Raw genomic sequence first — 13,975 nt, 5'->3', positions numbered from 1 at the left:
GTCGAGTCGGACGGGCAAGAGCCAGACGGTTCAGTGCCCGACCGATTCGGCCACGGTTTTGATGTGTTCGAGGGTCCCACCCAGCGCACCATCGAGTTCATCCGCGTGGTTGTCAGAACCACCGAGAAGAGCACCGGCGACGATGTTGCTGGCCATGGTGAGCTTCTTCGGCACGGTCCGCCGCTGCACCAGCCGAGTTCCGTCATCTTCCGGAGTCAGTTCGAAGGACCAATTCGCCCCGCTAGTGGTTGTCGCCCATTCCAGGCGACTCAGCGGCTGGAGGTCGACGATCTTGTTAAGCGTCGGCCAGATGATTACCTTCCGACGGTTAATCCCCACATACCACTGCCCCACCTTCAGTCCACCAGGAAGCAATGGCTTCATGGCGAGCAGTTCCGGGCTCGCATTCACCATGTTGTTGAAGTCCGTGAGGGTGTTCCACACGGTGGCTGGTGTGGCGTCGATGAAGATCTCGGCGTGCATGTCGCGTGCTGCGCCGGTGTCGCTGATGGTCATGTCGCTCCCTGGATCTCGTGTGCACCGGCCTTCAGGCCAGGCTACATTCCTGGCCAAACCTACTCCCCCGGATCTGCGCCCGGGCCCGTTTCGAATCAGGGATAATGTCCGCATGAGTGACGTGACGATCTACCACAACCCCCGCTGCAGTAAATCCCGCAATGCACTGACTGCACTTAACGACGCCCACCTCTCCCCCACCATCATCAAGTACCTTGACGACACCCCGGACAAAGAGACGCTTCGATCACTCATCGACTCGGCGGGGATCTCCGTCCGCGACGCGGTGCGCACCGGTGAAAAGGACTACAAGGAAATGGATCTGGCTGGAGCAACCGACGAGCAGCTTCTCGACGCCATGGTCACCCACCCCAAACTCATCCAACGCCCGATCATCGTCACTCCGAATCTCGCTCGGATCGCGCGGGACGAAGACACAGTCAACGAGGTGTTGAAGGACCTCGGCGTCAGATAACTTCGTCGAGACTTAAGGTTAGAACCAGGTTTCCAAGACTTCAGCGATGCCGCTGTCGTCGTTGGCCGCGGTCACGACGTCGGCGGCATCTTTGACCTCGGGACGGGCGTTGCCCATCGCGACTCCGAGTCCTGCCCAAGACAGCATCTCGATGTCATTTGGCATGTCGCCGAAGGCCACAACACTTTCCGTCGTGAGACCCAGATCCGTCACCACCGATTCCAGGGCACTTCGCTTCGTCACGCCAGGTGCAGAGATCTCCAATAGGCCGTCTGGCATGGAGAACGTGACATGCGCGAGCTCTTCCGGGATGGCCGGAGCGATGATGTCGTACAGCTCCTGCGACATGAGACCAGGACCGCTCATCAGTAGCTTCGTCGCCGGTTTACCGAGGATCTCTGCCTCTGTCTCCACCGAATGCTCAGTCGACTCCCACAGATGGACGTAGGACTTCGACACCGCGAACAGCTCTTCCGGCGGATCCCAGGCGGAACCACCGGCGCGTTCGGCGGCGACGCTGAGCTCGGAGGATGTCGTGAGGCCGTCCGACTTCGCCTTCTTCAGCGCTTCTCGAGCCATCGGAACGATTTCCTGCAAGATCTCGGCGCCGAGGAAGTTGCCGCGGATGATCTCGTCTGTGTCCGTGTCATAGACAACGGCGCCGTTGCTGCAGACCGCGATCGGGCGAATCGGCAGCTGGTCGAGAACCGGCATGAGCCAGCGAGCGGGGCGCCCGGTAGCCAGCGCGAAGGAAGTTCCACCACGAACCGCCCTCAGGATCGCGTCCCGGACCCTTGGCTGAATGCGCTCGCGCGAGTCCAGCAATGTGCCGTCAATGTCCGAGGCGATGAAACCGGGAGCCTGGAGCGCGGCAAGCGAGGTGAGGTCGGGGGCAGGTGCAGTCATCTCTTCCTTTTTACCCGTTGTGACCTGCGGATGCCTATGAGCCTGTTCAGGGGGCCGGGCTGCATGGACTCCTTCTCCGCCAACTTCTGCTCGCGCGCGATGCGCTTGCGCTCCCTCTCCTCAGCGTCTTCCGCATTGGCCACATCCAGAGTCGGCGCCGCGCCACCCACCGCAGCCGGCATCGATCGAGAGTTGTCCGGTATGGGGCCGAAGGTTGTGGAGTAGGAGGTCTTTGCGTCGTTAAGCAGGGCGTTCATCGCCTCCCGGAGGCGATCAGTCGTCTCCGCCGGGTCGGCGGAGGGAAGAACAGGCTTCCCGACGTTCACCCACACCCCCAACTTCGACCTCCCAACATTCCGCGACAATCCTTTCGATGCCAGGCGCTGGGTACCGAAGATGGCCACGGGGATGATGGGGACGTCGGCGGAATGGGCGATTCGAGCGGCGCCGGTCTTGAAATCTTTGAGTTCGAAGGATCGAGAGATCGTCGCCTCAGGGAAAAGCCTTAACATGTCACCTTCACGGACGCGTTCGATACCGAGGTCAAATGCCCCGGCACCGGCAAATCGGTCGACGGGAATATGCCTGCATGCCGCCATCAGGGGTCCGACACCTGGGATATCGAAGACTTCAGCTTTGCCCATGAAGCGGATGAGGCGGCGGCCTCTGAGGAGTGCCGGGACCATGCCGAAGATCGGGTCGAGATACCCGATGTGATTTGACGCGATGACCGCACCACCGCAAGTCGGGTAATTCTCGGCGCCTTTCACCACGATGTGCAGGCCCTGAAACCGCAGAATCTGCCGGCCCAGCCACACAAGAAAACCGTAGGGCTGCTCCCTGGATTCCGCGCTGGCTGGCGGCTCCACGTAGCTCTCCGGAACGGAGAAGTGGTCCAGCCTCCGGTAGCCCTCCGGGGCACGCACCGAATCAGTGAATGGCAACCTCATGTGATCCACCTAACTCCCCAGAGCACCAGATGTCATGACTTTAGGCGAAAAAACATTCACGCCCGCCGGTTTTTCGGCGGGCGTGACAGAGGGGAAGAAAGGTGAGGTCGCGGGCTACTTCTTGCGCTTGATCAGCAGAGCCGCCAGACCTGCGACACCAGCGGCAATTCCGATCTTGCCGGCGTTGGACGCGAGCGGGCCCTTCTTACGATGCTTGCCGGATCCGCCGGACTCATTCTCGGCGAGCTTCTTCTCGCGAGCGATGCGCTTGGCTTCGCGCTCCTCGACGTCCTCAGCGCCCGCAACCTCAAGCGTCGGGGCAGAGCCACCCATCGACTTCGGCAGCCACGGCTCGCCGCCGGCGAAGGGGCCGTAGCGATCCTCGTAGTCCTTCTTCAACTGGTCGAGCTGTTCGGTCATCACAGCGTGGAGTCGGTCGTTGGTCTCGTTGGCATCGTCGGAAGGCATGACGGCCTCGCCGACTCGCAGCCAGACCGGGACCGGCCAGCGGCCGAGGTGCTTCGGCTGCCCCTTGGTCCACACACGCTGGGAACCGAAGATCGTCACCGGGATCAGCGGGACGCCGGCTTCCTTCGCGATACGTGCAGCACCGGACTTGAACTCCTTCAGCTCGAAGGAGCGGGAGATGGTCGCCTCGGGGAAGATGCCGACCAGGGCTCCGTTACGCAGTCGACGAATCGCCTCGTCCAGAGCGCCTGCTCCATTGAAGCGATCGACCGGAATGTGCTTGCAGCCGCGCATGAGGGGGCCAGCAACCTTGTCGTCGAAGATCTCCTGCTTCGCCATGAACCTCACCAGGCGTCCGCCGTTGAGGAAGGCCGGCACACCGGAGTAGACGAAGTCGAAGTAACCAGTGTGGTTCACGACGATCATTGCGCCGGTCTCCGTCGGGTAGTTCTCCGCACCCTCGACAGTGATGTCCAGCTTCTGGAAACGCATGAACGCGCGGGCCGTGTTGATGATGCTGGAGTAGACCACCTCACGGGACTCAGCGGTGTTCGGCGCCGGAGTGAACGAGTCGGGGACCGTGAATCCGTGCAGACGACGGAAACCGGAGGGGACGGGAGCGGAAGCCATTCAGTACTCCTTGAGGCTCTAGCAGGTGGCGGACGACAGCAGCATACCCGCCGTACTTACTTAACCGTAGGGTTTCGGATTCTTTCTGCGCTCAGGCACAGGCGATGTGCTCGAGCCGAGCGACCTGACGGATCCGTGACAGTCGATTGTCACTTGCAGGTGACAACTGCTTCAAGAGCATCCGCTTACTCATAATTGTGTGGGACTTTCGGTGCGGGCGTGAAACTTCAATTAATACTCCGAAAGTCCAAGGTCAGCCTCTAAAGTAAGACTCTAAAACTTGTAAAATTTCAACGCCCCACTCTTGAAGTTTGAGTTCAACTTCAAAGGCGGGGCGTCAACGATCAGCGCGGCTTTTCGCGCTGCGGTGCTACTTCTTCTTGACCGGCTCCAGGACATCGCGGCCAACAAACGGGCGCAGTGCCTCAGGGACGACGACAGAGCCGTCGGCCTGCTGGTGGTTCTCCAGGATTGCGACGAGCCAGCGGGTGGTGGCCAACGTGCCGTTGAGCGTGGCGCAGATCTGAGCCTTGCCGTTCTCGTCCCGGTAGCGGGTCTTCAGTCGACGCGCCTGGAAGGTGGTGCAATTCGAGGTAGAGGTGAGCTCCCGGTAGGTCTCCTGGGTCGGGACCCAAGCCTCAGTGTCGAACTTGCGGGCCGCAGAGGATCCGAGGTCTCCACCGGCAACGTCGATGATTCGGTAGGGAACGTCGACGGCGGCGAGCATTTCGCGCTCCATGTCGAGGAGCTTCTGGTGCTCGGCGTCGGCGTCCTCCGGCTTGCAGTAGGAGAACATTTCGATCTTGTCGAACTGGTGCACGCGCAGGATGCCGCGGGTGTCCTTGCCGTAAGAGCCGGCCTCGCGGCGGAAGCAGGAGGACCAGCCGGAGTAGCGCTTCGGGCCGTCGGAAAGATCGATGATCTCGTCCGAGTGGTAGCCGGCGAGGGCGACCTCGGAGGTACCGACCAGGTAGAGGTCGTCTTCCTGGAGGTAGTAGATCTCGTCGGAGTGCGAGCCGAGGAAGCCGGTGCCGGCCATCGTCTCTGGGCGCACGAGCACCGGCGGGATCATCATCTGGAATCCAGCGGCGGTGGCCTTCTGGGCGGCCAACTGCAGCATGCCGAGCTGCAGCAGTGCGCCGTAGCCGGTGAGGAAGTAGAAGCGGGATCCGGACACCTTGGCGCCGCGGTCCATGTCGATCAGGCCGAGGGACTGGCCGAGCTCGAGGTGGTCCTTCGGCTCGAAGTCGAACTTCTTAGGCTCGCCGACGTGCTCCAGGACGATGTAATCGTCCTCGCCACCGGCCGGGGCGCCCTGCACGACGTTGCCGAGCTGCATCTGCAGTTCATCAACCTCAGCGACAGAAGCCTTCTGCTCCGACTCGGCCAGCTTCACCCGGTCAGAGAGCACCTTTGCCTCTTCCAGCAGAGCCGGACGCTCCTCCTTCGAGGCCTGTCCGATCTTCTTGCCGAAGCCCTTCTGCTCCGCGCGGAGGTTATCCGCGACGGAGATGGACTCGCGACGCCGGGTGTCGGCAGCCAGCAGGCGGTCGACCAGCTCCGGGTCCTCGCCACGGATCCGCTGGGACTCGCGGACAAGGTCAGGGTTTTCACGCAGCAGCTTCAGATCAATCACGCTCCACAGGTTACCCGGCGCGACCTCCATTCACCGCCTGCGGTGCAGATAATCCTTAGGACAGAGCCGTCGCGGTGGCCAGGCCGCCTTCGATGAAGAGGAAGATGGCGACGATCGCGAAGATCACTCCTGAGACCAGATCGATCCACGGCCCGGCGCGAACGAGGCGCCGGGTCATGGCGTCAGTAGAAACGAGCATCGCGACGGCCCCGAAGTACAGCACCGCGACACCGACGATCGTGCCGATGTAGATCAGCTGAACCCAGATCGGCGCGCCGACAGGCATGAACTGGCTGAGGACCGCGGCCATAAACAGCACGACTTTGGGGTTGGACAGGTTCGTCAGCAGCCCCTGCCGGTACGCAGCAGAGACCGGTCCAAGGGTTTTCTCTAGGGGCATGGGCTGGGCGCCTGCCCGCAATTCGCGAATCCCGGTGATGCCGCTGCGGAGCATTCCCCACGCCATGTACGCGATCCACAGGCCGCCGATCACCTGGATGGCGCCGAGCAACGCCGGGATCGATGCGAGTACCGCGGCCACGCCAAGGACGGTCAGGGCAACCCAGAAGGTCAGACCAGTGATGATTCCGGCCACAGCTGCGAGGGCATGCTTGCGGCTGCGGGTGGCGGTGCGCAGGACGAGGAAGATGTCCGGACCAGGTGTCGTCATGCCTGCGACGTGGATGCCGAGCATCACGGCGAGGTTCCCCCAATTCATGGCGGGCAGTGTATCGCCAGGGCACGGAAGGGTTTTCATCGGAGTCTGATCCCCGCCAGTCACTGTGGCCCCTGCTGTCACTATCGATTCCCCCGGAGAGGAAACTCCCACTACACCGGCCGGTTGGGGCACAATAGAACGCGATGAATGAGAAGCGCACCGAGCCCTACGAGACACCAGGAGACGTGGACCTGAGCACCTCAGGCACGTCAGCTGGCGCTGAGCGGGGCCAGGAGGACCTATCCAACGGATTCCGCAGAGGCTGGGGATTCCGTGCGGTTCTGATTGCGATGTTGGCGGGTGCGGCGGCGGTGTTTGCGTCGTCAAGCTCGGGGTGGTTAGCCGACTACGTCGGCGAGGGTGGCAGTGGGATCTCCACGGAGATCGTCGAAACCGAAACCCAGGCTGTGGCCGATCCGTTTACATCCGCGCAGGTCGGACAGTGCATCAACTGGGAGACAGGACCGGATGACGCATTGACGGACTTCGCGATTGTCGAGTGCCACGAGCCGCATATGTACGAGGTCACCGACCGCGTGAATTTGTACGACGTGCCGGAGTTCTCCGGTGCGTTCCCTTCTGGGTCTGATGCCCCGACCTCAGAAGAGCTCCGGGTGCTGCGCGATGACATTTGCCGCCCCACCGTCTTGGAGTACCTCGATGGCCGGTTCGACCCGCAGGGCAAGTTCGCCATCGCCCCGATGCTTCCGCCAGCCGGGTCCTGGCAGGCCGGCGACCGCACAATGTTGTGTGGTGTCCAGCTCGAGGAGTCCCTCGTCGCCACGTCCACGCTGGACCGACCGGCAGTGGATACCGACCAGGCCATCACTTACGAGCCGGGTACCTGCGTGGCGATCAATGAAAACGGCGGTTTCACCGCAATTCACTGTGATGAGCCGCATGCTTTCGAGTCCGTCGGTGTTGTCGACCTGATGGCGCGGTTCCCCGATGAGACCCCGTCGGTGGAACAGCAGAACGGCATGCTCGGTGAAGTCTGCGTCGAGCAGGCCATCGAGTACCTCGGCGGCGGAGATGTGGGTGATGAGGCTCTGTACCAGTCGACCTTGATCCCCTTCTGGCTACCGGTGACCACTGAGTCCTGGGACCTCGGCTCGCACAGCACTACCTGCTGGTTGGCCAAGGATTCCGACTTCGGCGGGTTCTCGACCCTTGAGGGCTCGGTCCACGGAGAGTTCACCATTGACGGCAATTCCCCGCCGGAGCAGCCTGAGCGCGCGCCGCGTCGTGAGGAGGGTGACGAGTAGTGATCTCGGTGTCTCCGGAGCGTTTCGACGACCTTGTCGACGCCGCTATTGACCTCATCCCCGACAGCTTCCTGGACCAACTAGGCAACGTCGTGATTCTGGTGGAGGACCGAAACCCGGAGGAGCCCACTCTCCTGGGTCTGTATGAGGGAGTTCCGCTGACCGAACGGCTGGCGGATCACAGCGGCCTTCCAGATGTCATTCACCTGTACCGACTGGCCCTTGCTGACATCTGCCGCACCGATGACGAGTTAGTCGAACAGGTGCGCATCACGCTGTTGCACGAGGTGGGGCATTTCTTCGGGATGGATGAGGATGATCTCGATAACGTCGGGTACGCCTGAGCCCACCAGTGTGGAGTCAGGCGCTAGGAGCTAGCCCAGCCCGATCACGGGGATCTGCCCGTCGGTAGTGCCCCACTCGCGGACGTCCCAGGATGCCGCGCCGGTGAAGTCACCAAAGGGCTCAGCGCCGGTCGGGCCGGCTTTCTCCAGGACGATGCGGGCAGTGTTCGCCAGGCGGTTGGTCAGCACGTACTCAGCGTCATTGCCGGAGAGGTATCCGGCGATCAGTCGAATCACCGCACCATGGCTGACCACGGCCAACGTGGTCTTTTCCGAGCCCGCGGGGGTCTCCGCCATCAGGTGGCGCAGCCGACCGAGGTACCGGTCAAGAATCTCCTCACCAGTCTCACCTCCTGGAATGCGCGCATCCAGGCCACCCTTGGCCCAGTTGTAGAACGTCTCGGAATAAATCCGGTGCGCGTCCATGTCATTGCGTCCCTCAAGGTCGCCGGCGGCGATCTCGTGCAGTCCGTCTTCGTGCCGGATCCGCACCCCAGGCCCGACGAGGTGGTGCAGGCCCGCCACCGCGCCGACACCGGTCTGGCGGGCGCGGAGGGCGTGGGAGGTGACGACGTCGTTAAGCGAATCGATGCTCGGCAACAGCACCCGCCCCAGGCGGCGTGCCTGAGCGATACCCTCATCCGTCAGCGGGGAGCCCGGCAGCGCGGTATCGAGCTGCTTTGCGACGTTCGCATGCGTCTGCCCATGCCTAATCAGAATCAGTCGATCGATAGACATCAGCGTTTCCCCTCCAATAGACCAGCGACCCAGTCGATGGATTCGGTGACATCCGGCGGCGGGGTGTCCAGCGGCGACGATGAGTAGGACGGCCAAGATCCGAGGAACCGAACCCCTTCGGCGCGGCGGTGCAGCGCGGCGAGTGCCTCACTGACCGGCGGATCCGAGAGGTGTCCAAGCACATCGATGTGGAATCGATAGGTGCCCATCGCGGTGCGAGTCGGCCGGGACTCGATGCGGGTGAGATTCACCCCGCGCACGGCGAATTCGTTCATCGCCTCCATGAGGCTTCCAGCTTTGTTCGGGACCGTGGTGAAGGAAACGCTGGTGCGGTCCGTTCCGGTCCGCGGGGGTAAAGGCCCCGGCTTGCCGACGAGAATGAACCGCGTCCGCGCCCCCCTCACATCCGCAACCTCTTCTGCCAACGGGACCAGCCCGTTGAGCTCACCGGCGCGGGCCGGGGCCGCACAGGCATCGACCTCACCGGCAGCCACCTTCTCTGCGGCGGCACCATTGGACGAGGCATAGAAAACCTCAACGCCCGGCAGGTTCTGATCCAGCCACTGGCGCACCTGCGGGTGGGCGACGGCGTGGGTGGAGAAGGTCTTCACGTCGCTGATCTCGGTGCCGGCGCGCACGAGGATGGAGAAGACCACGTCGATCTCCGTCTCCTGGTAGATCTGCAATTCCGGACCGGCAGTTAGTGCGTCAAAGGTCGGGGTGACCGGTCCGTCGACGCTGTTTTCTACCGCGACACACGCGAACTCTGCTTCACCGTGGCGCACTGCTGCAAGCGCGGCTGCGGGGCTCACCATGGGGACTGCCTCTAGGGCTTCTGGGCCGCCGGACAGCACTCCTCCATGGGCGGCGATGTCCAGCAACGCGGCCTCGGTGAACGTGCCGGCAGGTCCCAAATAAGTCACGGTGGTCATGTTCTCCAGCCTAACCAACCCCAGTCCCCCGCCGCCCCCGCAATGGCTACGATCTCCCCATGACTTCCTCGCCGCGCTCATCCGCCAGGCACCTGGTCGAGTCGGTGAACCGCCGGGACTGCGCAACCGGTGCCGCACACACCGCCGCAGACCTGATGGAAGCGACCCTGGAGCGCGTCCGCGACGTGATTGCGGCCAGCGGCAATGGCACCGGCAGTGGCGACTCCGGAACCTTCGGCATCGCGACGCTCACTCCTGACCTCGGCCACCGCCTCGCCGAGAAGGTCGACCAATCTCGGCAGGGCCCGCTGCCTGAACTCGCTGGTCTGCCCGTCGCGGTGAAGGACCTCTTCCCCATCGCTGGCGTCCCGTGCACCTGGGGTTCGGCCCGGCTGACGAAGACACACGAGCGCAGCAGCATCGCCGTCACTGAGCTGTTGCGCCGAGGCGCCACCATCCCGTTCACCACCTCCACCTCGGAGATCGGCGCCACCGCCTACACCGAACCGACTGGCCTGACCGCTCCCGATAATCCCCGGATGCCCGGCCACACCCCTGGCGGCTCCTCTGGTGGTTCCGCCGCTGCGGTCGCCTCGGGGCTGGTGGCTGCGGCGTTGGCCTCTGATGGTGGCGGGTCGATTCGAGTGCCGGCTGCGTCGGTCGGGCTCGTCGGGCTCAAGCCGGCGCATGACATCTCCGGTGGCGCCCTCTCCACCACCGGATTCCTCACCCGCTCTCTCGACGACTGCGCACTGCTGAACTGCCTGCCCAGCCCTGTCCGCGACCCCAGCGATCCCCGCCCAAGCAGAGTCCGGATTGGGGTGAGTGTAGAGGGGTTTCATGAGGAGGTGGACGTCGGGAAGCAATGGCGGAACGCCGCGTTGCACGCGGCGGATGTGCTGTCCGACGCGGGACATGAGGTCGTCGAGATTCCTCACCCCTACCCCGACGACGATGTGTTCGAGCTATTCCGCGACACCATCACGCACGGCATCGGTTCACTTCCCAGTGCCGACTACTCACCGATGGTCCATTGGATCCGCGAGCAAGGCCAGGCAGTCCCGGAGGCTCGTGTTGCCGACAACCACTCCCGACGCCTCCAACTCGGCACCCACATCCAACACCGCTGGGACGTCGACATCGCCCTAACTCCGACCCTCGCCTTCGATCCGCCACCGATCGGGACCTTCAGTGCCATGGCGCCTGAGGAGGACTTCATGGCTCAGACTCGCTGGACGCCGTGGCTGTCGCTGTGGAACCTCACTGGCTGGGCGGGACTGTCGATTCCCTTCGCCAGAGCATCAGTGCACCTCGGCGCCGTGCATCCCGGCCGCGAGATGGAAGCGACACTTCTGCGCGTGGCCGCCGACCTCATCGACCCACTGACGGACCTCACGCGATGAACACCAGACGCCTGATCCAATGGGAGATCGCCATCGTCCTAGCGATCACATTCGGAGCCTCCGCGGTGCGCTCGATCCTTACGCTCACCGAGGTGCTGCTCAGCGGGGCACTCGCGGCGCAGCCGCTCGCGCTCAACGCGTCCTACTCAGACAACCCGCTTTTCGACGTCCTTTTCCACACCATCCGCATCCTCACCCTCCTCTCTTGGGGAGGACTTGTCTGGCTTCTCCTAGCCAAAGACGGGGTTCGCGGCGTTCCAGGACGCCTGAAATGGCCTGACCTGGGATGGGGCGCAGGCCTTGCTGCGCTGATAGGTATCCCTGGATTGGGGCTCTACATCGTCGGCGTCCTATTGGGATTCGGCCGGCCAATTGATCCCGCCGCGATGGGCGTGACCCTAGGGACAGCTTTGCCGCTGCTCGGCTGGGCAGCCGCGAATGCCTTCGCCGAGGAGATGGTGGTGGTCGGCTGGCTCGTCGTCAGACTCAAGCAGTTGGGCTGGTCTCCGCTCGCAATCATCGCCGCATCATCGCTGCTGCGCGGTGGGTATCACCTGTATCAGGGAATCGGCGGCGGCATCGGGAACCTGGTCATGGGAGTGATCTTCACCTGGTTCTACCTGCGAACTGGCCGACTATGGCCGCTGATCGCCGCGCATTTCCTCATCGACGCGGTTGCGTTCCTGGGTTATCCACTGGTGGAGCCGCTGTTGAATAGCCTGTTCGGCTGATAAACCAATCGCCCACCGATCTCCAATTTCTAAGCTTCTCAAAATCAAGTATCAACGGGCATTCGATTTAGCCGGTTCAGCCTCCAGTCCACGGAAAAGCCATCAACCAATGCAATCAACCAACAGACTGCGGCATTAAGTACAGGTTCTCCAAATACCCAGCCTCCCTCTAGTTGACCAACCAATAAAGCGATGGAAGTTATAGTAAAGGCAATCGAAAATCCTATAGCGCACGAAATTCCAAGGACTCCCATAATAGGATCTTTTTATTTCCGTCGAGCGTGTCGCCAGTCATAGCTCGCATTCCGTATTTAGGCATTGAACTACTATTCTCCGTGGCACGCCGACAGCAACTACGTTTCTGACACTCAACTACTGCTGATATATCGCTGCCAAATCCGCGGCAAGGCTGAATCTTCGCGGAGCACCGCCAAGCCTCAGCCCAATCAGGTGGCGTCCTGCGTGTAGGAGACGGCTACAAGAACAACAATCGGGATCGCCACGCTCACGCCGATTACTCCGACGAGCACGAACGTCGATAGGAAGGCTAAGTCCTCAAATGCACTTGCCAGGGCCAGCATTGAGAAGGCGATAGACAAGCAGTACAGGAGCACTAGGAGAGCTACTCGAATGGGCTTGTGGAACCGTTCAATCAATCCTCGGGATCTTAGACACACGAGACACAGGACGTAGGACAGCACCGACAGCCCACTTACCGCGAGACCGCCGAACAAGAAGTTGAACACCGAGACGGGTGACTTCTGCTCAAAGGAATCCGGCTCTCCGCCGGGACCGTAGTGCACGGCGACGTCATCGGAAATACTTTCCCAGTTCAGGACAATTACAGCGGCCGCCACAAGATGAGGAGTAAACGCACAGGCGATCCGTAACGTATCGGGCCTAACGGCCCGCGATGCTTCGCCTATGCCTCGTTTTCCCAACGCTTTCCCCTCGATCGTTGCTCACTCAGTCAGGTACAGATGTTACGTCGTGGCCACTTCTGACCCTTTAGTGGCTCTTCCGGAAATAGAGTGCATACCCCGGCCCGATAGCAACAACCCATCTTGGGCACCCCACCACAAGATGTAGGGGTCTCCGGTGTGAGAATGAAAGTTCCTACACAACCATTCATCACACCGAGGACCTATGCCCGATTCTACGTCTCTAGTCGCCGACACCATCATCCGGACCGTGGAACTCGGACTGACGATCACCGGGGCCGCGATCGACGACCACCACACGTGGATCACCTGCCAACCCGTCCACCAGGACCCGACGTGCCCGTCCTGCGGGCAACCAGGACGGGGCCGTGACCACGTCACCCGCCAACTCGTGGATCTGCCCGTGGTCGGACACCCGACCCGCCTGCGGGTTCAACTACCCCGGTTCACCTGCACGAACCCTGAGTGCAGGACGCGGATCTTCCAGCAGCAACTCGACTGCGCACCACCAAAACAGAAGATGACCCTACGATGCACCCGCTGGATCCTGCAACGTCTGGCCATTGACCGGATGAGTGTCGCCGCGATCGCGAAGTCGCTGGACATCGGGTGGGACACCGTCAACCAGGTCGCCCTGGACCAGGCCCGTGAGCTGGTCTACGGCGATCCGAACCATCTGGCCGGGGTACGGGTCCTTGGGGTGGATGAACACAAGTGGAAACACCGCCGTGGCCAAGGGGATCCTAGTTTCGTCACCGTGATCGTGGACCTGACTCCCAACGTGGATGGCACCGGCCCAGCACGGTTGTTGGATATGGTCCCGGGCCGGTCGGCCGAGGTGCTGCGCCGCTGGTTGAAAGATCGGGACCAGACTTTCCGGGACCGGGTCAGGGTCGTGTCGATGGATGGGTTCGCCGGCTACCACACCGCCACTGGTGAGCAGCTGCCACAGGCGAAGAAGGTCATGGACCCCTTCCATGTCGTGCATCTGGCAGCGGACAAACTGACCAAGACCCGGCAGCGGATCCAGCAGGCCACGTGTGGGCATCGCGGCAGGTCCGGGGATCCGTTGTACGGGATCCGGCGGATCATGCTGACCCGGATGGAACTGCTGACCGAGAAACAACTCACCAAGCTGAACACTGTGTTGGCGGTCGAAGACCACGCCGCGGTGGACGTGACTCACCACATCTATCAGGACATCATCGCCGCGTACGGGCATCCGAACAAGAAGATCGGGAAACGTTGGATGTACAAGGTGCTGTGTCGGATCCGCACCGGCCTACCAACAGGGGTCCAAGAGCTGGGGCAGTTGGGTAGAA

The 13,975-nt window shown here is 62.3% G+C and carries 15 protein-coding genes; 6 read left to right on the top strand and 9 right to left on the bottom strand.

What is annotated here, in order from left to right; genetic code table 11:
• Window positions 1–30: 30 nt before the first annotated feature.
• Window positions 31–516: an SRPBCC family protein gene (locus YWU_RS0105555; protein WP_027019683.1), complete on the bottom strand. Its 486-nt coding sequence runs from the start codon at window positions 514–516 to the stop codon at window positions 31–33.
• 112 nt (window positions 517–628) lie between these two features.
• Here YWU_RS0105555 and arsC point away from each other — a divergent pair, with 112 nt between their 5' ends.
• Window positions 629–991, top strand: a complete 363-nt coding sequence (arsC, locus tag YWU_RS0105550; RefSeq protein WP_027019682.1) for an arsenate reductase (glutaredoxin) — start codon at window positions 629–631, stop codon at window positions 989–991.
• 18 nt (window positions 992–1,009) lie between these two features.
• Here arsC and YWU_RS0105545 read toward each other — a convergent pair whose 3' ends face one another.
• The 5 genes from YWU_RS0105545 to YWU_RS0105525 all read right to left on the bottom strand — a co-directional run bounded on the left by YWU_RS0105545 (window position 1,010) and on the right by YWU_RS0105525 (window position 6,299).
• Complete coding sequence (locus YWU_RS0105545; RefSeq protein WP_034647219.1) at window positions 1,010–1,897, bottom strand: Cof-type HAD-IIB family hydrolase; 888 nt, start codon at window positions 1,895–1,897, stop codon at window positions 1,010–1,012.
• Entirely contained in the window at window positions 1,894–2,847 is a 954-nt protein-coding gene (locus tag YWU_RS15400) for a lysophospholipid acyltransferase family protein (protein ID WP_051260083.1), read from the bottom strand. The genes YWU_RS0105545 and YWU_RS15400 overlap by 4 nt, the downstream gene beginning before the upstream one ends.
• A 114-nt stretch (window positions 2,848–2,961) precedes the next feature.
• Window positions 2,962–3,945 (bottom strand): lysophospholipid acyltransferase family protein, encoded by a 984-nt coding sequence (locus YWU_RS15395; protein WP_084141837.1) that lies wholly within the window; start codon window positions 3,943–3,945, stop codon window positions 2,962–2,964.
• Between the two features lie 370 nt (window positions 3,946–4,315).
• Window positions 4,316–5,581, bottom strand: a complete 1,266-nt coding sequence (gene serS / locus YWU_RS0105530; RefSeq protein ID WP_027019680.1) for a serine--tRNA ligase — start codon at window positions 5,579–5,581, stop codon at window positions 4,316–4,318.
• A gap of 55 nt (window positions 5,582–5,636) precedes the next feature.
• Window positions 5,637–6,299 carry a LysE family translocator gene (locus tag YWU_RS0105525; protein WP_027019679.1) on the bottom strand — a complete coding sequence of 221 codons (663 nt, stop codon included), beginning with the start codon at window positions 6,297–6,299 and terminating at the stop codon, window positions 5,637–5,639.
• A 143-nt stretch (window positions 6,300–6,442) separates the two neighbouring features.
• Here YWU_RS0105525 and YWU_RS15390 point away from each other — a divergent pair, with 143 nt between their 5' ends.
• On the top strand, window positions 6,443–7,564 hold the full coding sequence (locus YWU_RS15390; RefSeq protein WP_051260082.1) for a septum formation family protein: 1,122 nt from the start codon (window positions 6,443–6,445) through the stop codon (window positions 7,562–7,564).
• Entirely contained in the window at window positions 7,564–7,908 is a 345-nt protein-coding gene (locus YWU_RS0105515; protein WP_027019678.1) for a metallopeptidase family protein, read from the top strand. The genes YWU_RS15390 and YWU_RS0105515 overlap by 1 nt, the downstream gene beginning before the upstream one ends.
• Window positions 7,909–7,938: 30 nt before the next feature.
• On the opposite strand, the gene YWU_RS15385 is transcribed toward YWU_RS0105515, so the two are convergent.
• Entirely contained in the window at window positions 7,939–8,646 is a 708-nt protein-coding gene (locus YWU_RS15385; RefSeq protein ID WP_051260081.1) for a histidine phosphatase family protein, read from the bottom strand.
• The gene (pheA, locus tag YWU_RS0105505) at window positions 8,646–9,578 is read right to left on the bottom strand and encodes a prephenate dehydratase (RefSeq protein ID WP_027019677.1); all 933 of its coding nucleotides are present in this window, start codon (window positions 9,576–9,578) and stop codon (window positions 8,646–8,648) included. The genes YWU_RS15385 and pheA overlap by 1 nt, the downstream gene beginning before the upstream one ends.
• 59 nt (window positions 9,579–9,637) lie before the next feature.
• On the opposite strand from pheA, the gene YWU_RS15380 reads away from it, so the two are divergent.
• Window positions 9,638–10,981 carry an amidase family protein gene (locus tag YWU_RS15380; RefSeq protein WP_051260080.1) on the top strand — a complete coding sequence of 448 codons (1,344 nt, stop codon included), beginning with the start codon at window positions 9,638–9,640 and terminating at the stop codon, window positions 10,979–10,981.
• Entirely contained in the window at window positions 10,978–11,712 is a 735-nt protein-coding gene (locus YWU_RS0105495) for a CPBP family intramembrane glutamic endopeptidase (RefSeq protein ID WP_027019676.1), read from the top strand. Before YWU_RS15380 ends, YWU_RS0105495 begins: the two co-directional genes overlap by 4 nt.
• A 446-nt stretch (window positions 11,713–12,158) precedes the next feature.
• Here the strand turns inward: YWU_RS0105495 and YWU_RS0105490 are convergent, their stop codons facing one another.
• Entirely contained in the window at window positions 12,159–12,569 is a 411-nt protein-coding gene (locus YWU_RS0105490) for a DUF1648 domain-containing protein (protein ID WP_027019675.1), read from the bottom strand.
• Window positions 12,570–12,858: 289 nt separating this feature from the next.
• Here YWU_RS0105490 and YWU_RS0105480 point away from each other — a divergent pair.
• Window positions 12,859–13,975, top strand: a 1,117-nt coding sequence (locus YWU_RS0105480; RefSeq protein WP_034647242.1) for an ISL3 family transposase, incomplete at its 3' end; no start/stop codon positions are given.

Source organism: Corynebacterium sputi DSM 45148, assembly GCF_000427865.1.
GTDB lineage: Bacteria > Actinomycetota > Actinomycetes > Mycobacteriales > Mycobacteriaceae > Corynebacterium > Corynebacterium sputi.
The sequence above is the reverse complement of the archived record's forward strand: the minus strand, read 5'-3'. Positions and strand labels throughout refer to the sequence as shown.